Annotated in this window: 19 protein-coding genes, 1 tRNA gene and 4 pseudogenes; 16 read left to right on the top strand and 8 right to left on the bottom strand. The window is 38.6% G+C overall.

Annotation, left to right across the window (positions count from 1 at the left end):
- Nucleotides 1-14: 14 nt before the first annotated feature.
- The 3 pseudogenes from F897_RS12400 to F897_RS12390 form a co-directional block, all read right to left on the bottom strand.
- A pseudogene (locus F897_RS12400) lies at nt 15-1,428 on the bottom strand (LLM class flavin-dependent oxidoreductase).
- Between the two features lie 11 nt (nt 1,429-1,439).
- Nucleotides 1,440-2,663, bottom strand: a pseudogene (locus F897_RS12395) (SfnB family sulfur acquisition oxidoreductase).
- 11 nt (nt 2,664-2,674) lie between these two features.
- A pseudogene (locus tag F897_RS12390) lies at nt 2,675-3,878 on the bottom strand (SfnB family sulfur acquisition oxidoreductase).
- Between the two features lie 381 nt (nt 3,879-4,259).
- On the opposite strand from F897_RS12390, the gene F897_RS12385 reads away from it, so the two are divergent.
- Nucleotides 4,260-5,024, top strand: a complete 765-nt coding sequence (locus tag F897_RS12385) for a glutathione S-transferase family protein (protein ID WP_005236339.1) — start codon at nt 4,260-4,262, stop codon at nt 5,022-5,024.
- Here the strand turns inward: F897_RS12385 and F897_RS12380 are convergent.
- Entirely contained in the window at nt 4,956-6,587 is a 1,632-nt protein-coding gene (locus tag F897_RS12380; protein ID WP_005236338.1) for a hypothetical protein, read from the bottom strand. The two genes, F897_RS12385 and F897_RS12380, sit on opposite strands and share 69 nt — an antisense overlap.
- A 362-nt stretch (nt 6,588-6,949) precedes the next feature.
- Between F897_RS12380 and F897_RS12375 the strand changes: the two genes are divergently transcribed.
- The gene (locus F897_RS12375; protein WP_004784091.1) at nt 6,950-7,420 is read left to right on the top strand and encodes an Lrp/AsnC family transcriptional regulator; all 471 of its coding nucleotides are present in this window, start codon (nt 6,950-6,952) and stop codon (nt 7,418-7,420) included.
- 66 nt (nt 7,421-7,486) lie between these two features.
- On the opposite strand, the gene F897_RS12370 is transcribed toward F897_RS12375, so the two are convergent.
- A complete protein-coding gene (locus F897_RS12370; RefSeq protein WP_005236336.1) occupies nt 7,487-8,236 on the bottom strand; it encodes a YebC/PmpR family DNA-binding transcriptional regulator in 750 nt (249 codons plus the stop codon).
- A 243-nt stretch (nt 8,237-8,479) separates the two neighbouring features.
- Complete coding sequence (locus tag F897_RS12365; RefSeq protein ID WP_005236334.1) at nt 8,480-9,034, bottom strand: 1-acyl-sn-glycerol-3-phosphate acyltransferase; 555 nt, start codon at nt 9,032-9,034, stop codon at nt 8,480-8,482.
- Nucleotides 9,035-9,831: 797 nt separating this feature from the next.
- On the opposite strand from F897_RS12365, the gene F897_RS12360 reads away from it, so the two are divergent.
- Nucleotides 9,832-9,908 (top strand) — tRNA-Ile (locus tag F897_RS12360).
- A gap of 348 nt (nt 9,909-10,256) precedes the next feature.
- On the opposite strand, the pseudogene F897_RS17155 reads toward F897_RS12360, so the two are convergent.
- Nucleotides 10,257-10,439 (bottom strand): annotated as a pseudogene (locus tag F897_RS17155) (transposase domain-containing protein); the annotation flags it as partial.
- A gap of 46 nt (nt 10,440-10,485) precedes the next feature.
- Between F897_RS17155 and F897_RS17830 the strand changes: the two are divergent.
- Complete coding sequence (locus tag F897_RS17830; RefSeq protein ID WP_171065452.1) at nt 10,486-10,683, top strand: hypothetical protein; 198 nt, start codon at nt 10,486-10,488, stop codon at nt 10,681-10,683.
- 171 nt (nt 10,684-10,854) lie between these two features.
- On the top strand, nt 10,855-10,983 hold the full coding sequence (locus F897_RS18060; protein WP_265596766.1) for a hypothetical protein: 129 nt from the start codon (nt 10,855-10,857) through the stop codon (nt 10,981-10,983).
- 28 nt (nt 10,984-11,011) lie between these two features.
- On the opposite strand, the gene F897_RS12355 is transcribed toward F897_RS18060, so the two are convergent.
- Nucleotides 11,012-11,920 carry a hypothetical protein gene (locus tag F897_RS12355; protein WP_005236330.1) on the bottom strand — a complete coding sequence of 303 codons (909 nt, stop codon included), beginning with the start codon at nt 11,918-11,920 and terminating at the stop codon, nt 11,012-11,014.
- A 110-nt stretch (nt 11,921-12,030) separates the two neighbouring features.
- Here F897_RS12355 and F897_RS12350 point away from each other — a divergent pair, with 110 nt between their 5' ends.
- From F897_RS12350 to F897_RS12300, 11 genes are all read left to right on the top strand, one after another.
- On the top strand, nt 12,031-12,243 hold the full coding sequence (locus F897_RS12350) for a helix-turn-helix domain-containing protein (RefSeq protein WP_005236328.1): 213 nt from the start codon (nt 12,031-12,033) through the stop codon (nt 12,241-12,243).
- Between the two features lie 217 nt (nt 12,244-12,460).
- Nucleotides 12,461-12,985: a hypothetical protein gene (locus F897_RS12345; protein ID WP_005236326.1), complete on the top strand. Its 525-nt coding sequence runs from the start codon at nt 12,461-12,463 to the stop codon at nt 12,983-12,985.
- Nucleotides 12,986-13,002: 17 nt separating this feature from the next.
- Complete coding sequence (locus F897_RS12340; RefSeq protein WP_005236323.1) at nt 13,003-14,382, top strand: hypothetical protein; 1,380 nt, start codon at nt 13,003-13,005, stop codon at nt 14,380-14,382.
- Nucleotides 14,383-14,464: 82 nt separating this feature from the next.
- On the top strand, nt 14,465-14,848 hold the full coding sequence (locus F897_RS12335) for a transposase (protein ID WP_005233700.1): 384 nt from the start codon (nt 14,465-14,467) through the stop codon (nt 14,846-14,848).
- Nucleotides 14,845-15,180 (top strand): IS66 family insertion sequence element accessory protein TnpB, encoded by a 336-nt coding sequence (tnpB, locus tag F897_RS12330; protein WP_000618091.1) that lies wholly within the window; start codon nt 14,845-14,847, stop codon nt 15,178-15,180. The genes F897_RS12335 and tnpB overlap by 4 nt, the downstream gene beginning before the upstream one ends.
- A gap of 74 nt (nt 15,181-15,254) precedes the next feature.
- The gene (locus F897_RS12325) at nt 15,255-16,838 is read left to right on the top strand and encodes an IS66-like element ISAba25 family transposase (RefSeq protein ID WP_005080957.1); all 1,584 of its coding nucleotides are present in this window, start codon (nt 15,255-15,257) and stop codon (nt 16,836-16,838) included.
- 67 nt (nt 16,839-16,905) lie between these two features.
- On the top strand, nt 16,906-17,805 hold the full coding sequence (locus F897_RS12320) for a hypothetical protein (protein WP_005236320.1): 900 nt from the start codon (nt 16,906-16,908) through the stop codon (nt 17,803-17,805).
- Complete coding sequence (locus F897_RS12315) at nt 17,802-21,185, top strand: site-specific integrase (protein ID WP_005236318.1); 3,384 nt, start codon at nt 17,802-17,804, stop codon at nt 21,183-21,185. The genes F897_RS12320 and F897_RS12315 overlap by 4 nt, the downstream gene beginning before the upstream one ends.
- Before the next feature lie 62 nt (nt 21,186-21,247).
- Nucleotides 21,248-21,538 (top strand): hypothetical protein, encoded by a 291-nt coding sequence (locus F897_RS12310; protein WP_005236317.1) that lies wholly within the window; start codon nt 21,248-21,250, stop codon nt 21,536-21,538.
- 93 nt (nt 21,539-21,631) lie between these two features.
- Entirely contained in the window at nt 21,632-21,931 is a 300-nt protein-coding gene (locus F897_RS12305) for a hypothetical protein (protein ID WP_005236314.1), read from the top strand.
- Nucleotides 21,932-22,252: 321 nt separating this feature from the next.
- Nucleotides 22,253-22,528: a hypothetical protein gene (locus tag F897_RS12300; protein WP_005236302.1), complete on the top strand. Its 276-nt coding sequence runs from the start codon at nt 22,253-22,255 to the stop codon at nt 22,526-22,528.
- Nucleotides 22,529-22,560: the final 32 nt, after the last annotated feature.

Genomic DNA, 22,560 nt, shown 5'->3' with positions numbered 1-22,560 from the left:
ACCTCAAAATGAATTTATGCTGATTGTTTTTGCTTTAAGTTTGTGTTCGCTGTTGAGGCGGATTTTTGACATCGGAATTGCTGTACTGGATGCGCACTAGGTAAGCGGTCTCCTTGCTGAAACAGCTTGTGTCTGAAACTGCCTCGTTCATATTCAGTCTTATAGCGTCCGTGCTGCTGTAATTCAGGAATCACTAATTGGATAAAATCCTGATGCGATTCAGGTGCAACCGTGCGAGTCAGGTTGAAGCCATCAATACCGGTTTCATCAATCAGCTGAATCAGTTTTTCTGCCACCGTTGCGCCACTGCCCACGATCAGTGGATAACGCCCACCCAGTACATGCTGGGCTTTCAGGTCATTTGGCGTGATCTGCTGTTCCTTAAACTTGTTATTCACTGAAGCAATGCTATTGGTTTTCTGATAAGGAATTGGTTCATCATCGGCGAACTTAGACAGATCGATGCCGACAGAACTTGAGAAATGTGCAAGACCCGCTTCAGGGCTGACATAAGCACGGTATTCATCCAGCTTTTGCTGTGCTAGTTCATCCGTTGCTGCAGTGACCACGGTAATGCCGACAAAAAATCTTGATCGCTTCAGGATCACGGCCTTGTTCAGTGGCCTGACGACGAATCTGATCAACCTGTTTTTTAATCTTGTCCGGATGATCACCACCAATAAACATGCCTTCAGTATGTTGAGTAGCAAAGGCCATACCCCGTGGTGAAGCACCGGCTTGGAACAGCACAGGCGTACGTTGAACAGAAGGTGAAACCTGGAACACGCCCTGGCTACGATAAAATTGACCCTGATGATTGACCTGGTGCACCTTGGCTGGATCAGTAAAGATACGTTGCTGCTTGTCTTTCAGCACAGCATCATCTTCCCAGGAGCTTTCCCAGAATTTGTAGCATAGCTGTAAAAATTCCTCGGCCTGTTCATAGCGCAGGTCATGGTCTTTCAGGCCATTTTCACCAATCAAGCGCTGCGCACTGTCCAGATAACCTGTCACGATATTCCAGCCGATACGACCATGGGTCAGATGATCCAGACTGGCAAAACGGCGAGCGAACTGATATGGCGATTCATAGCTGAGATTCACCGTGACCCCAAAACCGAGATTTTTAGTGACAGCTGCCATGGCAGACACCAAGGTGCTTGGATCATGGCTCGGTAATTGAATTGATTCTCTTAAAGTCAGATTAATACCATTCTGGTAGACGTCATACACCCCGGTAATGTCGGCAATAAATAGACCATCAAACAATCCTAGTTCTAAGGTTTTTGCCAGATCGGTCCAGTAGCTCAGCTCATTAAAGCGATGCGATTCATCCCTCGGATGAGCCCATAAGCCATGATTAATATGTCCCACACAGTTCATATCAAAGGCATTGAGCAAGATTTCCTTCGCTTTCGAGCTGTTCATAATATTTGTCATTACAACGTCCCCCGGCGTGGAGGTAGTATGCCATTCAGCAAATAATTGGCGATAAAATAGTATTTCCAGCGAGAGGCATCATGTAGGGTATGTACGCGGGCATTGCGCCAGAAACGATCCAGACCATCTTCGCGTTGGCTACCACGACTGCCAGCCAATTCAATCAGCTTCGATGATGCTTTTAATGCAGTTTCACTACTGTGCGCACGGGCCTTGGCTACATCCAGAGAGGCTTTGGCAACCCTAGCTTCAGTCGGATCAGCTTAAGCTGCATCGACAGAACGGGCTGCCTGTTTCAGTAACACTTCAGAAGCACGCACATCAGCGATCACACGACCCAGTTCGAGTTTGGTCAGCGGATCATCGGTGGCTTTGTCCACACCCGAATCAATCCAGGGACGCGCCTGACGTACACGGTTCAAGGTTTCCTTAAATGCAGCACGGGCAATGCCGGTTTCAATGGAAGCATGTAGCAATTGCGCGAAAGGGCCGGAAACGGTAGGGCGGGAATAGGCCGTATCAAAACGTACGGCATCTTTTTCGAGCACCTGCACGTTGTCGAATTTCACCGTTCCACTGCCAGTAGTACGCTGGCCAAAACCGCTCCAGTCATCAATCAAGGTGAGACCTTCGCTGTCACGTAGCACAAAAACCAAGAATTGCTGCTCGTTTTCATCTACGACCAATGTTGGAATGCAGTGCGCAAACAGGCTGCCGGTGCAATAGAATTTTTCGCCGTTAATGACATAGCCTTGCTCGGTTTTGCGGATCGCGGTTTGACGCTGTGCAGCAGTCTTGGTCTTGAATTCAGCTAGGGCATTACCAAAACGTGCACCTTTTAAGACTTCGGCATAGAGTTTCTGTTTTTGTTCCTCCGTGCCGTTATTGCGCAGGATTTCGAGACCATAGAAATGGTTTTGCGGAATCTGACCGATTGATCCATCCATACCGCTCATTAGGGCAATGACTTGTGCCACCGTATAGCTAGACACTTCTGCACCACCATATTCTTTAGGTACAGTAATAGCCCAGAGTCCGGACTGGCTATAAGCCTCGATTTCCTCAAATGGCAGAATACGTTCAGCATCACGCTGTACCGCACCGGCCTTGAAGTGATCTGCTAGATTGCGGGCAATTTCTAAGGCTTCCTTATCAGACTGGATGATGTGAGCCTGCGCCAGCTGCTCGGATTGAAATGGAATAATGTTTTGAAATGAAGTCATGGCAAATCTCCTTAAATCCAGGCGTGGCGGGCAGGGAGTTTATGATTCAGGTAATAATCCCCAAGTGCATGCAGCTTCCAGCGGATCGGGTCATGCAAGGTATGCACACGGGCATTACGCCAATGCTGATCCAGATTGTGCTGACTGAGGCTGGAGCGACTTCCACCCAATTCCAGTAATTTTTCCGAGATATGTAGCGCAGCATCGTTGGCATAGACCTTGGCTTCAGCAACCAGAATTGAAGCTTTGGCTGCCTGCTCATCAGTCAAAGATTCCAGCTGATCCAGTTCATCCAGATATTCAGCGGCTTCATCCAGCAGTAAAATCGCGGCATCGAGCAGCACAGAAGATTTGCCAACTTCCTGCAGGGTATAATGTTCTAAGCTGGCTTTTTCGACTTGAGCATCGACAATTGGACGTGCTTTTTGTACGGCAGTCAGCGTATCGGCAAAAGCTGCTTCGGCAATGCCGACATCAATCGCGACCTGCATCAATTGGGAATAGGCACCGCGGTAGCTTGGTTGATTTCCTAACAGACGCTCATCAAAAATCAATAGCGGATCAACTTCGACATGCTGAAGTTTGACGGTACCACTCGAAGTCGTGCGTTGACCAAAGCCATTCCAATTGTCGATCACTTCCACACTTTCAGTATTGCGGTCGACAATGGTTAGTACTACATGGCCTTCTGGATGAATCGCTTTAATCGCCAGCCAATGGGCAAAGCTTACTGCCAGTTGAATAGAATTTCTCGCCATCCACAAAATAGCGACCGTTTTCAAGGGTAAGTGTAGTTGCCAAGGTTTTAGTATCTTTAGTATTTCGTTCCGGGCCACCATTCGCCAGACGCTTACCTTTTAGAATTTCGTTATAAATAAACTGTTTTTGTTGTTCTGTGCCCATGATCTGGATCATGTTGAGTAATGCAATCTGGTTCTGCGGAATCTGTCCAACACTAGAGTCAGCCTTATTAATAATCCGGAATACATGCGCCAGGGTTTTATTGGTAACAAATGCACCGCCATACTGTTTCGGAATGCGCATGCCGCCCAGACCTTTCTGGCTGAACAGGTCAATCTCAGCAAAAGGTAATAGACGTTGCTGATCACGCTGATTACGACCTTCCAGGGCAAAGTCTGCAACCTGATAAGCAGCATTAATCGCGTCGAGATCATTTTCGATGATATGAACTTTTTCAGAAGTTAAACGAGACATAATGACATCCTAAATCGATGCCAAAACGTTACAGCGAAAGCTTTATGTAATTAAGCAATTGCTTTTGCAAAGCTTATGAAAAAAGCTATTTAAGATAAAAACTGCTAAATTCTTATAAATTTGGAATATAGTAACTGATTAAAATTAAATAGGTTTTTAATATTTCCTTGTTTTTAAAAGATGAGTTTAAAGCGGTGGATATCTGCTTTATAGATAATCAAGACAAAAAAATGTATAAAAATACTCATCGTCGTGTTGAATAAGCAACTTCTTTATTTTGAATAAAAAGTTCATTGTATTTCCAGTCTGGGGTGACTAAAGTATCCGACTAAATTAGATGGTTTTAATGCGATCTGACCTAAAAACAAGTATGGAGAATTTATGCGCATCTTATACCAGTTTCCACTTTCTCATTTTTGTGAAAAGGCACGTTGGATGCTGGATTACAAAGAGCTGGAATATGTTGCGCAAAATCTGATGCCGGGTGCCCATCGTGCCTTTGCCCGCCTAAAAACTGGACAAAATCGTTTACCGATTCTGCGTGATCGGGAACAGTGGATTGCGGACTCGACCAAAATCGCCCTATATCTGGATGAGCAATATCCTGAACACCGTCTGCTACCTGCAGAAGCAAGCTTGCGCCAGCAGGCATTAGATATTGATGAAATCACTCAGGAATTAGGCCGCCATGTGCGTCGCTGGATGCTGGCTCAGGCTTTATCGCATGATCATGAATCGATGGATATTCTGATTGGAGAAAAAGGCTATCTGCGTCAGTTTGAAAAATTCTCCAAGCCATTGCTAAAAACCATTTTGACCAAGGGTTATGCCTTAACTGAAGAAACACTGGAACAGTCCAAACAATTTATCAAGGATTCGGTTGAGCAGCTTAACCAGATCCGTGTGGAAAAAGACGGGGCTTATCTGGTCGGTTCACGTTTCTCTCTGGCCGATATTGCTGTCTGTTCGATTCTGGCACCTTTACTGGCAATTTCTGGAACACCGTGGGAGCGGGAAAGCTTTGAGTCGATGTCGGATGAATACCGTGAATATCAAAGTCATCTGGCTGAATTGCCATTAGGGCAATATATTCAAAAGATGTATCGTAATGAGCGCAATGCCCGTGTTGATTGGCGTGGTGTATAAAATAAAGATGAAATATAAAAAACGCGCATAAAGCGCGTTTTTTGATGAGATTAGAATTAACCCCAAGGGGCTGGTCTGATCAATATCACTTGGTTTATTGAAGCCACTGAGCAGTGAGCTAAAGTCAAACTTCGGCAGAGAGCTACCACTTGAGATATTCGTACCCGTATCAGTATTACTAATACCGGAAATCAATTCACTAAGATCAGGCAGTTGTAGGGATGAGTTGTTGCCGACTAAATTGCCAAGACTATCCGTGAATGCATCCAAACCTAAACCGTCTAAGCTTGGCACGCCAGAACCGAGTGACCTGAGCAGGTCGCCAATTTCAGGAAACTGAACACCATCCAGAAGATCCGAGAATTGACCTTCGCTATCAATCAGCGCAATCACAGGTTTTAGTGCGGTAATCACATTGTTGAGATCGCTGGATAAGGTGAACAGTGATGGGTTATTCACAAAGTCCAGTACCACTTGTACGCCATTCAGGACATCGTAAAGCGTATTTACGATTTCTGCCTGATCAGCATCAAGAACGTTATAATTCGCTAATAGATTCAATAGTGAATTGATGCATTTTAGTACATCTGTGATGGTTTCTGGCACATTACCTGAACCTGCAGAACTGATTGTAGGTATCAATATAGTCACACTGCCGACAATAGTTGGTAAAACCTCAGTAAGCTGTTCCATATTAATGGATGAATTACCTGTATCAATCGATGTAAGCAGTGGCATCAGGCTTTGTGTTACAGTTTGCGCAATGGTGCCCGTATCGATATTGCATGAATTGCTGATTAGACCACTGAGCAAATTGCTAATAGCACCGATATCAAGGTCACTGCTTGCATTGCTCATTAGGTTACTGGCTAACAGATTGACTGAACTGGTATCTAAACTACCTGTTGAGCCACCGATCAATCCGCTGATCAAGTCAACAATTGCACCGATGTCGAGATTAATAGCGGCATTGCCACTGATGAGACCACCGACGAGGCCTGCAATTGCTCCTATATCAATGCTGCCTAATCCACCTGAACCACCGATCAGACCGCTCAATAGTTGGGTAATTTGAGTAATATCAATATCACCACCTTGCAATAAGTTGCCAGCCAGTTCAGCAATTCTACTAACATCCAGATTGCCAGCACTGCTACCCATCAATCCGCTGACCAATTTGATAACTGCATTTAAATCCAGGGTTGATGTATTACCACCCATTAAACTGCCAAGCAAATTGCTGATTGAACCTATGTCAAAACTGCCACCATTGGCTTTCGTTAATTGGCTAATTAAACTATTGATATCAAGTTTAGAAGCATTTGAGCTTGTAAATTGGCTAATTAAATCAGTGAGGGAACTGGAAGCTGAACTCTTGCCAGAAAGCAGGCTGTTTAAGAGAAAATCCAGTGAGGGCGTAGAGGGGGTAGAACCTGTAATAGAGCCAATGATGCCAGAAAGACTGCCACCCAATAAACCGCTAAGTAAACTCGTATTTTGTGTCTCTGTCGTGAGCACTGGACTGAGTTTAGTTTTAATTGAACTAAGAATACTAAAAGCCATAACCGTTCCTTGCGAATTTTTATCTTGTTATGTTTGTTGTGTATTTTAGATAAACCGCTCAATTCTTATTTAATTTCTATGCAAGTGTAAATCTAAGTTGGATTAATCATGCTTTGCAAATTCAGTTATCAGCTTTATAGTTTTTATTCATAAATAGTTTAGTAATAAATAAGAATGATTTATTTAAAAGCGTGGCTTATCGAAAATTTATTTTATACGACGAACGACCATAAACATGGCTTAAAACTGGCTATTAAGATATGTCTGGCATTTTTTTTCAAATAACTGGTAATTTACGAAAAAAATCACAATACTAAGAGTTAAATGATGATGTATTTAAATAAAATGGCAAGAGATTAGAGATGGAATTAGATCGTTTTGATAAGCACATTCTTGAAATTTTGACCCATGAAGATGTCAATCTGAATGAACTTTCTGAGAGAGTAAATTTATCTGTAAGTTCAGTACATCGCAGGATCAAGCATTTAATCGATCATAATATTATCAGTGGCTTGAAGCGCGAGATTAATTATCAAAAATTGGGTTTTAGCCTGCATGTGCTGTTGCAGGTTTCCTTAAGCAAGCATGATAGCGATACTTTTGCCAAATTTTTAGAAGAATTAGAAAATATTCCGGAAGTCATTAACGCTTTCCTGGTGACAGGACAGTCTGCGGATTTTATTGTCGAAGTTGTGGCACGTGATATGGAAAATTATAGTCAGATTCTATTAAGTAGAATTGGTAAGATCGAGCATGTTGTAGCACTGCATTCCAGCTTCGTTATTAAGGAATATAATGTTTTTAACTGTAGTGGTCTTTTAAATAAGGTTTAAAATTCCAGGTATTTTTTAACAAATATAAAAAACGCACCCGAAGGTGCGTTTTGATCTGCTAGAAGATTAGGCATCAAGTTGCGCTAAAACTTCATCAGAGAATTCAACGTTAGTATAAACGTTTTGAACATCATCCAGATCTTCAAGCATATCAATCATTTTCATGATTTTTTTCGCTTGGTCGATATCTGTGATTTCAGCTTTGGTAGACGGGCTCATCACCACTTCAGCGTTATCAGATTTTAAACCTGCAGCAGCTAAAGCATCTTGTACTGTACCGAAGCTTTCTGGCGTAGTGATGACCAGAATTTCATCGTCATCCACTTCGATGTCTTCCGCGCCCGCTTCAAGTGCTACTTCCATGATTTGATCTTCTAAAGACACATCTTCAAAAGTAATCTCGCCACGTTTAGTGAACAGGAAGGATACTGAACCGTTGGTACCGAGGTTACCATCAGTCTTAGTGAAGCAGTGACGTACATCAGGAACCGTACGGTTCAGGTTATCTGTCATGGTTTCAACGATAACCGCAACGCCGCCTACGCCATAACCTTCATAGGTTACTTCTTTCAGATCGTCGTTATCTTCACCACCGGCACCACGCTGAATCGCACGGTTGATCACATCACGTGTCATGTTTACAGATAATGCTTTTTCTACAACAGCACGTAGACGAGGATTACTACCCGCATCAGCGCCACCGAGTTTGGCAGCAGTTGTTAATTCACGAATGTATTTGGTAAACAACTTACCACGACTGGCATCTTGTTTTGCTTTACGATGCTTAATATTGGCCCACTTGGAATGACCCGCCATGCGAAATATGCTCCTTGTAGATTGGCTGTATGCCTATCGAATTGCGCCGATTCTACCATAAGCTCTTTTTTTGAAAAAAGAGTCTGGATTTGAGATTTAATGATATTGCCAAAAAAATAGGCAGTAAAACAGAAAGGCAAAGCAATAAATGTAAATAAAAACTTAAGAAAATGTTTGCTGAGAAAATACCTAAATAAGAAAAGGGCAGGAGAAATATTATTCTCAAGCCCTTTCATGGAGTGTTTATTCCGGGATAATAATATCCAGACCAACATTCTCTTTATAGAGCTGCTTGATTAAAGCCAGATCATGTGCAAGATCAGTCGGATAAATTTTGCCAAAAATCCCACCTTGCTTAGTCTTGGAATTGGCATACATAAGCACAATTGGCACATTGGCAGCTTTGGCAATATGCCAGAAACCGGTACGGATCGGTTTACGCGTTTCACCATTTTTGGCACGGGTGGCTTCAGGTGCGATCACCAGATTGAATTTTTCATTATTCTGAAAATGTTCAACCATTACGCTGACAATATCCTTATTCGCCTTACGGTCGACCGCGATACCACCCATGGCTTCCAGAATTGGTTTCATTGGGCCTGTGAACAGTTCTTTCTTGATCAGGGTATGAATTTTGATGTCATACATCTTAAAGAGCGCCAAAGATAGAACCGCATCCATCATGGATGTATGTTCAAATCCAACAATGACCTGTTTATCTTCGAGCACATCAGGTTCGACATGATATTGCCAACCGGCAAGTTTAAATGCAGATTTGCCAATAAATTTGTTGAGCATAAATAGAAAGAAATAAGAGCTAACGGTATGAACTGCATAATTTCTTCCTGTTCTTATTCACAGTCAATAGGCTTTATTTCAAATTCATTAATAATATGAAAAATCCAAGATCAAAAAAGTATATTCAATAGTTTTTAAGACCTGAAAGATATAAATAAATACTTAATAATCATTAGCATATATCATCTTATATAAAATAAGTCTTAAAATGATGAAAAAATGACTATCCAGCACAAATTTTAGTTATTAGACTTTTGTCGAAGAAAAGAAGAAATTGTGTCTTTTCTATTTTCTGGTCATTTTCTCTTTGAGATTGAAACCTATGACGTATATTACAGCTTTCATGTTCTCAATGCTTCTTTTAGCACTGGTTATTGTATGGTCTTTAATCGAAATCTATATGGATTTGCGTAAAGACGAGAAATTGGAATCGGAATTTTAATCTTTATAACTTTTTAAAGAATATCTTCTGGGATTGTATTTCTATAAATAATAGTTGGTATTTTTGTTGGTTATGATTGTGTTGAGACGTAAAAGCGATCAATTTATTAATTTGATATTCGAATAATTAGCACAGCTCTCTTTATTTTAAATAGAAAATATAGATGTCATACGAGGCTTTTGCTAGCTCAACTTAGACTGAAGTCTTAAATCCTAAACAGAACAGTTATTAAAGATAAAAAATGATTGCTGGCTAAGTGTGCAAGCAGCAAGAAAAGTACTTGTTTTTTGATCTAATCTTGGCTAGTATTCAATGCGCCTGAACTAGTTGAAATATAACAAATTCAGCCTATATAGGGCCTATAGCTCAGTTGGTTAGAGCAGCGGACTCATAATCCGTTGGTCGACAGTTCAAGTCTGTCTGGGCCCACCATATAAAACAACCACTTACGTGTACTAATCGTAAGTGGTTTTTTTGTTTTTGAATCCTAGTAAGCAAATGGTAAGCAGCTTAAATCAACATTATTCTTAATTGTTTTTGTTGGATAAAGACTTTAAAGATAGAATTTCCTATAGTTACTCAAATTCAAGTGACGACTTGGGTATGGGGCGATCTAATTCTGGCATGGCTTAATCATAATTTAAGTCAATACTTTGAGATATGAAGTATATGATCGAATTTTAGATCAGTTTATTACAAGTTTCGTAAGCGTGCGCTGAACCCCACACCTATTTTTTAATTTTGGTCGGGTTGCCACCGGTGTGGCAGTAATTCTTCTATTTAGGTCACTTTATGTGTCGGTAACCTTTTTAGCACATCACTTAAATAGGCATACGGATCCAAGCCATTCAGCTTTGCTGACTGGATTTAAGTCTTGATATTCGCCGCTCGTTGACCACTGCGCAGCAAGCCAACAAACAGCCAGTTCTTACTTCCCAAGGCCCAGGGGCGCATTTGGTTGTCGGGTAGTCAGACGCAGTTGCCTACGTCAACCCCCTAAGAACCGTGCATGCGAGTTTCCCAGCACACGGCTCAAGCCTCTTCTAAAGCGCCATTCGGCACCCGGTTATACCTCGTTGACATTGGCAAACTGAACACTCCTCGGACAATACAGATAGATGGTAAATCTCAAGATGAGCGACCGCATCCATCCTACCATGACTTAGCTTCACAATATGACGGCTGTGCCATGGTGTATCTTTGGTGACTGGTTTAAGACAGGCGCAGCAGGGATGACCTTGTTTTAGCCACACTCTATATAGCTTGGCTCGCCCCTTTGGGGATCTGGTGATAGAATTTACCAAGGCAGTAAATAGGTTTTTTACACGGCAAAACAAGGGCTGGCAGTGCCACATTAAGAAATATATTTAAGAGCGCAATGCTGAATGGGACAATTTCTGGTGGCATCTCACCTGCTTCAGGTGACGATGTTCAAGGTATTATTGCCAATACAGCATTTGGTGCAGTGGCAGGCAGCATGAGCACATGGAAGAAGGTTTACAAATGATAAAAGGGCAGGCTGCCATACCTGGATGTTAATTGTGGGTGTCCACTTTAGTTGGGGAATACAATATGATGTGGGAAGGAAAAAAATCATTAAAGTGAAGGGTGATTAGATCATTTGGATCAGTAGCAATTTTCGCATGCAATATTGAAGCATCAGAATCGGAAATGTAAATTTCTTTATTTTCAAATTTTTTTGATATAACAGAATTTATGCTCAACTTATATTCGGATACATATGAGTTCATTCGAATATCACTGACCCAATTTTTAGCTCTTAGCAGGCGCCAATTTATATTTGTGACGTCAGCTATAGTCAGGCCTCGATAAGATATTTTTCTAATTTTATCGAAAATTATGTCGAATAAAAATATGTGAGATCTATGCAAATAGCTAATATTTAATAAGAGAGTTTCTAAGTTTTTTTCAAGAGCTATAGCACAATAGTTACATAATTGATAGTTATTAATAATTAATCCCCATTGATATAGAAGATATATAGAATAGATAGCATCAAGATTTTCAAAAGAAATAATTTTTTCAAGTGTTGGATAACATATGGGTTGTGGACTATCTAATCCATCGCATATTACATAGCCGCGAATATCTGAAGATAAGTTATGCATGTCATTTATAATTTTATTTGATGTATATTTTGTGTTTTCAATATCCCAAATAGGGTGTTGAATAATACAGGTTGCACCGGGTATATTTTCCTCAGTGCTTTCTATCCATGATTTTCCAGGTGTAGATAAACCCAGTTTATATTTTTTAAATAATTTATCTTCAGGTGAATGTTTAGAATTTGAATACATGAATTTATAAAACTGGTATTCACTTGTTATGTTTAAGTTCTTTAATTTTTTAGCTTCATTGAATAAATAGTCATACCAAGTAATTGTTTTTGCATATTCCAAAATACCACGAGCTCTGCGTCCCATTTTTTTCACTCCATACTAAAGTTAGGGTAAAGTTATTTTGTAATTATACTTCTTTTCTTTACCCCTTTAAACATGCTTTTATGGGTTTAAAGCATTCTAAAGAGAGAAATATGGTACTAAAGCATAAACAAAAGAAGATCACAAAAGATAGACTTTTGCTAACTACGAAGGAAGCAGCCAGATTACTGGGATATGCAGAACAAACACTGCGTAAATGGGCATTGTACGAAAATGGGCCTATTAATCCTATTAGGCATGGACGTAGTCTTCGTTGGAGTAAGGCGGAAGTCTACAAATTTGCTTGTGTCAAAGAAGAAGCCTAGAAAAATCGAGACAGTTTTTCTTGTTATTAAGGCTTATTGCATTTGATATAAAAAAGACACGCAATAACAAGAAAAGCTAGCTCATCCAGAAAAAATTTATAATTGATTTTTTAAAAATATCATTAGCTTAAATTTGATTGAGATTTAGGTCCTAAGATTTCTCATGCTCAAAAAAAGCCTTTATGAAATTTTTAGAATGATGAATTTGGAGCTAATAATGTCCAAAAAACAAGCTAAACCAAAGAAGAGTTTTAAGCTATCGGACCGGCAACAAGCCAAATTAACTGAAAGTTCGCTAAGAAAATTCTCCGACATAATCGACCAGACAATAAAGCTTACTAATGTTGAGGTAGGTGATCAAAAAAATGCAAAAGATCGACTGAAAAAGTCAATGATTACTCGCGTTAAGAAAGACTATTTGAGTCTTACACAACATACGTATCTTTTATCTATTGAAGCTAAAAGTAATGAAGATTGGTTTAAGAATCAAGCTAACTATATTTTTTGGTTAGAGCTATTTACTTATCTTCAAAGTCACAAAATAAAATGTGAATATAGAATTAACTTCTATAAGGAACTTTTTGATTATTTAACTAAATTAGAAGATGAAAATTTATTTTATTTAATTAATAAGGAAATCTTGAAGAGGAATAAATATCATATTCCTAAAATAATTTATAAAACGGATTTTATAAATTATTTTAAATTACCTAGAAATATTTTTGAAAAGTCGAAAAGTTGATATTATGGAATGCTGAAATGAATAATAAATTAGATTTAGAGGTTTTTGAATCAAGGTGTGCTTGTTTAACTGAAATTTTATTTTCATATAGAGAAGGTTTGCTTCTATTAGAATCATGTGATTTAAAAGATTTTCATAATACTTATATGACTGATGAATTTATGAGGGAATTAAAAGTTTTATGTGAAGATATATATTCATATTTAAACATAAATAAATCTAAAACCCAATATAAAAGTATTTTGGGGTCATCAAGTATCTGCATTTTATATAAAAATGTTGAAGATTCGGATGTTATAAATAAAGAAAAACAACTTTCGATTAACCAAAATATTTTGAAAATTTTTAATGTTGTAAATTTTTTAGTTGGGTTGATGTCCAATATGGAGAACTCTCAAGCTAAAATTGAAAGGCTAAACTATAATTTCTATCTAATTTTAAACATGATGGAAAAAAGTTTTAAAGGTTTTCTTTCTGAAGTTTTACCTATAATTTCTCAATATTTTAATCATCTTATTGAGTTCGATCATACGGCTAAGACTATTAAAGAATTCAATACTTATGCAAAAGCCCAAAATGTACATGTCATAGGAGTCTGTAAGGATCTTGAAGTTAAGGTTTCAAAAAAGATAGTTAAAGCTTTAACAAGGTATTTAGATGAGTACAGGATCGCAGTTGAGGATATCTGTTATCGCCACAACGTAAGAATTAAAAGGACGGATGAGATTGAGAATATAGACGATTTGGACGTTGATCCGCAGGCATATCATAATCCGCCTTTGGTCACCGAGAGCCAGTTTGATTACTCAGATGACAAAGATAACATTGATGATGGAGTCGATGAAGATAAGACTTCTAAGCAGTATGATTATAATCTAAATGAAGATACGCGTAGACTAGCACCATTTGTCTCAAATCAAAGATTGAATCGTCATATAGATAGAACTCAGCAACCAACGGTGAGTAATATTTACTATTTGGACATGCCCTTATTAAAAATTGTAAACCAGATTTTACTTGACCAACTTCATGAAAACAAAGATATCATGGAATCTGCAAAAGCAGCTTGTTGCTTGATGTCAATCTTTACCGGGCAGAGTGCCGTTATATTTCAAGATATCGACCAATTGCTAAAAACTAAGCAATTAAAACGTAGCTCCAATCGTGCCTATTATTTGTGGATCGTTGATGCAAATGTAAATAAAAATTTGAAAGGTCAAATTGCTAAAAAAGACAATAAATATAACGAGCATACAACTTGGGCATTTCAAATTCCTGCTATGTGGATTGATAGAATTAGAGAGGCTAACCTTTCCAATCTAACGAATACAGATTTCGAAAAATCTTTATCAGAATGGTTTTATCATCGTCGTATAGGCCCGATATCAGTTACGTAAGCATCCGGCTAACACAGCCTTACCAAGCGATCCTATAAGCCTTAATTTAGTTCCCACCTAAAAACAAGTGGGGACTTAATCCATGAACATGGATATATATTCAGCAACACCTCCTGTTGCTAAAAAACGCCGAAAATACAGCAAAGAATTCAAACTCAGTATTGTCAATGCCTGCAAAAATCCTAATACCTCGATCGCTTCGGTCACACTGCAACATAGTATTAATGCCAACCTTGTCAGTCGTTGGATCAGGATCTTCAGCCATCATGAGGGTGCCGTGCAGGATCCTACTCATGTGAATCCAGCATTTATTGCTTTGCCTTACACTGCTGCAATCAGCCAACCTATTGATGAGAGGATCACGTTGTGTATCACCGTGCCTCATACGAATAATGATATTCAGCTAAAATGGCAGACATCAGAAATACCTGCCTTGGCAGAATTACTCAAGGCACTTGCAACATGATCCGCATTGATGAAATCTGGTTGTCTACTCAGCCCATGGACATGCGTGCAGGTATGGATACGACCATGGCTCAGGTGGTGAGAGCCTTTGGCTACATCAAACCGCATTGTGCTTACCTGTTCTGTAATAAACGTGGCCATCGCATGAAAGTGCTGGTACATGATGGATTGGGCATCTGGCTGTGTGCCCGGCGGCTGGAACAGGGCAAATTTCACTGGGCTCAAGTTCACCAAGGTGAAACCGTGGCCCTCAGCCCGGAACAGTTACAGGCACTGATCCAAGGTTTGCCCTGGCAGCGCATTGGACGACAGCAGGTGGTGACGATGCTTTAAACCAGGCTCGACCATTCTGCTATTCTCCAAACGTTCTATTTCATTCTTCTCATGACCTCAGGCATACTGCGGTCATGAATACGCTGCCTGACTTAAGCCAACTGACCCATGAACAACTGCTGGAATTCACCAGGCAGTTGGCGCTGCAGCATCAGTCTCTAGCACAATCAAACCAACAATTGGATGCCAAAGTTCAACATCTTTCTATTCTCAATCAAAAATACGAGCATGAACTGGCGCTGTTTAAAAAGCACAAATTCGCCCAAAAGAATGAACACTTAACGGCAAAACAAATCCATCTCTGGGATGAAGCGGTTGAAGAAGATATTGCCGCGGTTGATCTAGAACTGGAACGGCTAAATGCAGATAAAACCAATGCAGCGACACAGAAAGCCAAAACCAATAAACCTAAACGTCGACCACTGCCAGATCATCTACACACCATCCGTATTGAGCATGAACCTGCATCAACCCAATGTGCTTGTGGCTGCCAACTCCGTCGTATCGGCGAAGATGTCAGTGAAAAACTGCATTTCAGACCGGCACAGTTCTATAAGGAACAGCATGTGCGTGGTAAATGGGTCTGTGATCAGTGTGACACTCTAACTCAGCAAGCGATGCCCGCCTATGTGATTGATAAAGGCATTGCTTCACCTGAATTGCTCAGCCATGTGCTGGTATCGAAGTATGCCGATCATTTGCCGCTGTACCGTCAGCGCCTGATCTATCAGCGGGCTGGCATTGATCTGTCCAGATCCACTTTATCTGATTGGATAGGTCGCTGCGGTGTAGAACTGGAACCTCTGGCCAATGCCTTAAAAGAGGTGGTGCTGCAACAGCGGGTGCTGCATGCAGATGAAACACCGGTCACCATCATGCGGATGGGTGAGAATAATAAAAAACCGAAGAAAGGTTATGTCTGGGCCTATGCCACCACACAGTATAATCCAGTTCAGGCGGTGATCTATGACTTTCAGGATAGTCGTTCAGGCCAGCATGCTGAAGAGTTCTTGAAAGGCTGGCAGGGCTATCTAGTCTGTGATGATTACAGTGGTTATAAAGCACGTTTTAAATCAGGCCAGGTGATTGAGGTGGGGTGCATGGCCCATGCACGTCGTAAATTCCATGAACTGCATGTAACTGGGAAAAGTCAGGTTGCTGAACAGGCCTTAGTGCTGATTCAGAAACTGTATGCGATAGAAGCAGAACTCAGGAAAAAGACCGATGGTACAGCGGAAGACCGCCGCGAATACCGACAACAGCATAGTCAACCAGTGATGCAACAACTATATGAATGGCTCAACCAACATCATCTGACAGTGCCATCGAGTTCTCCCACCGCCAAGGCTATCAATTACACTCTGAAGCGTTGGCCAGCCTTAAGCCGCTATCTGGATGATGGCAATCTACCGATATGCAACAATTGGGTAGAGAATCAGATGCGTCCCTGGGCGTTGGGACGCAAGAACTGGCTGTTTGCAGGTTCGCTGCGCAGTGGTCAGCGAGCGGCAAACATCATGACTTTAATCCAGTCAGCAAAGCTGAATGGCTTGGATCCGTATGCCTATTTAAGTGATGTGCTGAAAAGGTTACCGACACACAAAGTGACCCAAATTGAAGAATTGCTGCCGCACTGCTGGAAACCTAAATCGAATTAAAAAATAGGTATGGGATTCAGCGGACGCTTACTCAGTTACTTCAATTGCTTTACAACTTTCCTTTCATTTGAACCGTATATGTAAAGATGATCTTACGAAAAATTTCTTAATCGGTAGACAGGTTTCACATCAACCTGATCTAGCGTATGGGGGATTTTCTTATAAACAGTTAAATGAGGTATATGAGCAGTATATATATCTATGGTTTCAAAATAAAAACGAGGTAAATGTTTTAGATCGTCCGCAATTTATTCAAGTAGAAGAGCAAGCCCGCGTAGGAAGTCAGCGTGTATGGTCATTTGATAAAGCGAAAAAATTCTTAAATACATTAAACTTGAAAGTTGTCCAAGTTTTAAAAGAAGAACAAGACATTGCTGAAAAATTTAATGCTTTCAGTGTTTGGATTTGGTTTTGTTGTCTATTGTCTTCAGGTGCACGTCCTGCTATAGGTGCATCTAGTATCAGAGAAAATTTTGATTTTATTACTAATATTGCATATATCCATGATAAGAGCAGTAGATCTCGTCCACATGGTCGTTATTCACCTCTGATCGAATTCGTTGTTAATGAGTTACAGCATTATGATGAATTTATCAAAAACATTAATGCCTTAGAGCTAGCTAATACAGCAGATCATATCTATTACCTTTCTTATTGGAAGAAAGGTTCAGAATTCATGAGCTTCACATTGGAGCCACTTACACAAAAGCATATAGCATCTTATTTATCAGAAAACTTTCCTGAAATGGATGAGTTATATCCCAATTGGACGCGCCATTTTGTAAGGAATTTTCTGGAATTGCCTGATGCGATTTTTAAGAGTTGGTATGCGCACGATCAACAAAATGAGATCGGATTTTCAAAATATTCATCTTTACAGCCCTACACCTACATGATTGAAATTCAAGATGCAGTAAATCAGCTGTTTAAAAGACTGGGATTAAAATCAGTGGTGAGCCAATCATGAAAGATGAAGAGTTACAAAAAATTCGAACTAAGCTAGAGTCTTCGACGAATCTTTTATTTGAAAAAATCTCAGAATTTCTTATCCATGAGATCACGGAATCTTGTGAAAAAAAGAAACTTGATGATCTTATTCAAAACGAAATGTATTCGAATCGAGCTAAAGTAGAGAAATACTTTCGCAATAGGAAAATCTCAAAAAAAGATTTGGAAGAATTAAGGGGATTTTGGTCTGAATTATGTGTGAAAAAAAAGCAAGAAATAGAGTCACAATTACCGTGGTTAAAGGATCAATATGAAATTAAGCTTATTCAAAGAGCATATTCAGCTCCAAATATTAAAGATATTGAATCAACGCAAATGAAGTTGCTTAGAGGGCAAAGGTTACATGAGTTTAAGCTCAAGTTGCATTTCTTTTGGGAGACTGAATTACCGAAAAGGCTTAAAACTGATGTTTTTAATGCTGATTTTAGGGATGAGCAAAAGGAATTACTTCTTCGACAATTTTTAATGGCACTAATTATTGATTGTGGGTGTAGTCATAAAAAAGACTTAATGGCGATTTTAAGATCACTCAGAGCATATTTTTCAAATGATCAGTTAAAACCATCAGAATTGTCGAGTGGACTTGTATCCCTATATTGTCAAGGTTCATCAAAAACGGGTTATTTATATAATTATCCAGTAGAAAATGAGAAATATGCGAATTTAGTATATCTCGATAATTCATTCCAAATTAAACAAATTTATCTTACATCAATTAGTTTGTTAATGATGGTGAGACTCATCAATATAATTGAGTTTGAAACTCAAAGTGAAAGGCGTCAGGGAGAAAAAAGGCTCGTTCAGCTTATAGAGTCTATCGATGCTCAAAATGATGAAGGCTTTGATCAATATATTGATTTGGCTATATTGGATGTCGATAAAAATAGTGTTTTACGTGATTATTTTGCAAAGGAAAAATATCAATTATTTGAGCATGTCGATTACGTGCAGTATTTTAGTCAAAAGAATACGCTTGATGGTTTCACAACAGCATTATCTAAGGGGGCGTTAGACAGCGCTGCACTATCATTGTCAACCTTAAAAATGCTTGAGACACTTGATGCATTTAAAGACAATAAATCTTTAAAAAAGAAATTGATTACTTCCGAAAATGCATTTGATGATCCGAACGGGAGTTTTCGAAAGCCTAAGTCTGAAAATATACAAAAACTGAGCACAGAATATCATTGTGCCGCAGAAATTAAAAAAGGATTGATAGGGCAATTTCAAGGTAGAAAAAAACCCGAGACCATTAAACAATTGTCAGAAGATATTCAGTCACTTAAAGAAAGTTATAGTAATCAGACATATAAAATAGCTAAAGATATTGCGCTAGTGAGTGTTCAGATTGCGTTGATGACATGGTATCGGGATTACCTCGTGAGCGGTCAATCTTCAAATGTTTCTAGAGCAAAAGACGGAATTGCGCTGAGTTCCTTGGATACTTATAAATCCTCATTCGCTGAAGACCTTTTTATGTATGTTGTTACTCATGACCTTGATCTTCTGAAGATGGATGAAGAACAATTTGAGGGAGCATATGAGTATATTTTAAGTGAAAAATTTATTGTTGATAAGCAACGACAAAATAAAGCATCTAAAAATAATGTTAGGGAGGTGAAATATAATAGCTATGGTAAAGCTGTAAAAAATTTAAAAAAATTTCATAAAAGTTTAATGCATAATTTTGATGCTCCTCGAGTAAATTATTTAGACCAGTTAAAATCTGATGATCTTCAGATGTGTAGATCATCATATATAACCCCAGTGATGTGGGCGCATTTTAATAATTTGATTGGTCGCCAAGTTGAACTGAGTAAAGAACAAAAAAGTATATTCAAAATAATTTGTATGCTCGCTTACCGCACAGGTTTAAGGATTGGTGAGATTCTTGGATTACGGTTAAGAGATTTAGTCATGATTGAGCTAGATCCTAAAACAATTGGCAATGAGGAATATTATTATTTAACAGCAAGCAATCCTCAATTTATCAAAATCTTAATTCATAATAATTATCATCGTCAGGTTAAAACGACGAATGCAAAACGAGGAATTTGTCTTGATGAGTTGCTGACTGAATGTGAATTGAATGAATTTATTGGCCTAATCAAAAAGCATCTTAATGTAAAAGTTGGTCAAAAATGGTTAGGGGGAGAAGACTGTTTTATCTTCCAAGATGAATTTGGTCAAATTTTTTCATCTCGTTTTATTAGTGCTAAGACAAAGGAAATTTTTGATACTTTATTCAATAACGAACCACACGATTATTCCTTTCATAGCTTTAGGCATACTGCGACAAACAATTTAGCTTTAATTTTGAAAGGCAGTGAAACATTAATTAAAAGTTGGATCGGCTATTCACCCGATCATATTGCCAAAATTAAAAATTATTTATTGGGTAATACGGACAGTATTGCTGGACGTCAGGATGTTTGGAAGATTTTGGCACATTTTATTGGCCATTCATCTATTGAGATGACAGCCAACTATTACCTGCATTTTGGTTCAATGTTAGTCGGGGATGCATTATGTCCAGATGAAAGTAAAATATCAGCAAATATTGTAAGAGCTTTACTCTCTTGTAGAGTATTCAAGAAACAATTGAATACGTCTCAAATGAAAGAAAAGCTTGAATTAAAAGAAATCTTAGAGAAGATAGCTCCCAATTCAAAGATTATTCAAGACGCAATATTTCCTGATCGGTGGCATACTCAGATATTAAAATGTGAAGATGTAGAGCAAACTGATAATGTAACCGAAAGGCTCAAACTGAAATCAGAATTGAATGATATTATAGATGTACTTTCAGGAAAAAATGAAAATCTGAAGTTGAAAGAAATTGGGAGAGACTTGGCCTCAAACCTGTATAAAAATAGACACTATCAACAAAAAAACGATATTTCTAAAAGTAATCCTTTAGACATGCTGTTAAAGCATATCAATAGAAATAAGTCTGGAAATGTATTTAGCGAAGCTGATTTTGAAATTTTCACAGCTGTGCTGGATAGTAACTTTACGTTAGATTATTTTGAGCGCCGTATTCGTCTTATAGATGCTCGTATGGAGGTGTATATCCAAAGCGAAGTAGAGTATCAGGAGTTTGATAAATTTTGTCGTGAGTTAAAATTTATATACAAGCAGTTTAAAGAAAAAATTAAAATATCAAAACTGTCATGGAAGGAAATTAAAGCTGAACTTGAAGCGGCTAAAAGTAAGAAAGGGGTAAGCATAGTAATTAGTAATTACAACTATAAATATAATACCTGCCAAAAAATCTTTAGTGATTTATTTTTAGCAGTCATCTATCGCCGTTGGAGTTTAGCCCAGATTAATGATTAATTACTGCGTTAAATAATTTAACAAGTTTAAGAATGTGATTTCAAAAAATGGAGACGGACTACATGAAGGATACCCATATAGATGTAGATCATTGTATTCAAGAAGCTTTACAAGGAAATATCGTTTATTTATACGATAATTTATATTTAGTAAGTGCTGAAACAGCCTTACAGCAAGTCCTTATACCTGAGCATGTTTGCTGTACAGCACCATATTGGGTCATTGGATATAAGTTGCCTAAACCGATTCAAAACCAACAGGAATTAGAGTCATTATTTACATGGCATAACTTTTTTACAGAATTTGCTAGCAATGCTGATGAATTTAAAGAGTTTAACCCTAGGGGCGAGTAATGAAACTTTATAGTGTCAGCCCTTATAGTTTTTAAATTCATCTTCATGAGTACATGATAACTTCAGTATTGACTGAATATTAAAGGATTATTTGTGAGTCGAAGTGTAAAGAGGCAACTCAGTTTCTTTTTAATCGTACTTTGCGGAGTAATTGCCTATAATTATGTGGCTACTCGTCAAATAGAACATACGGTGGTGAATTCTAGCGTTCAAGAGCGAGAGCGAGCATTTATGCAAAAACGAGCTGAATACATAAAAAATCACGGTGAGACCAGTATGGCTGATCAAGAAATTAAGCAAGAACTGGCATTCAGAAGAGCACATTTTTTAATTAATAGTTCGTCTTCGTATCAGAGTGCTAAAGAGCAAGATCTTGAAAAATTTGTAAAGTGAGGTACATATTATGGTAGATCAAATTATTTCTAAAGATAATGCGAAAATATTCGCTGAATCCGCAGCAAAAAATTAGTAAGATGAAATAATAAAGTGTGACGATCTCAGGTCTATACTAAACGCAACTAATCAACCTCCTATGAAAATCGTCAGAACTGGTAAAAATGTCATGGAGTTTTTAGAGGATTGATTTTTAAGACATTGTTTTATTTTTATTTGATCGCTGTGATTTTAATGAAGTATTGCGGGATCATTACTCAATTTTAATTTATGTCATAATTTATTAATCTTAATTTCAGATAAAAATCAAGGAGACAATGAATGTCGAGAAAAGTAATAATGACTACAAATGAAAGACGTCTTCAAGCATTAAATCAAATGCGTGCTAGCTACCGTGGTGTACAGCTTTTAAGGCAAAATAGAACTAGATTTATGCAGCATAGTACTACTGTTCAATCTGGCTTATTTTCCACAAGCGATAGTAGGTATCCTGCATGTGATGAACTATCAATGGAAACGGATGAGAGTGATGTGTTGAAAGAAACTGCTGAAGCTATGTACGCATCTACAGGTGATACAATTTGGTTAAGCTTTTAAATATAAAATTCAAGCGCTTTATATCGTTTCAA

The sequence above is a fragment of the Acinetobacter variabilis genome, from assembly GCF_000369625.1.
Taxonomy (GTDB): domain Bacteria; phylum Pseudomonadota; class Gammaproteobacteria; order Pseudomonadales; family Moraxellaceae; genus Acinetobacter; species Acinetobacter variabilis.
Note: the sequence above shows the minus strand (reverse complement) of the source record. Positions and strands in the feature narration are given on the sequence as shown.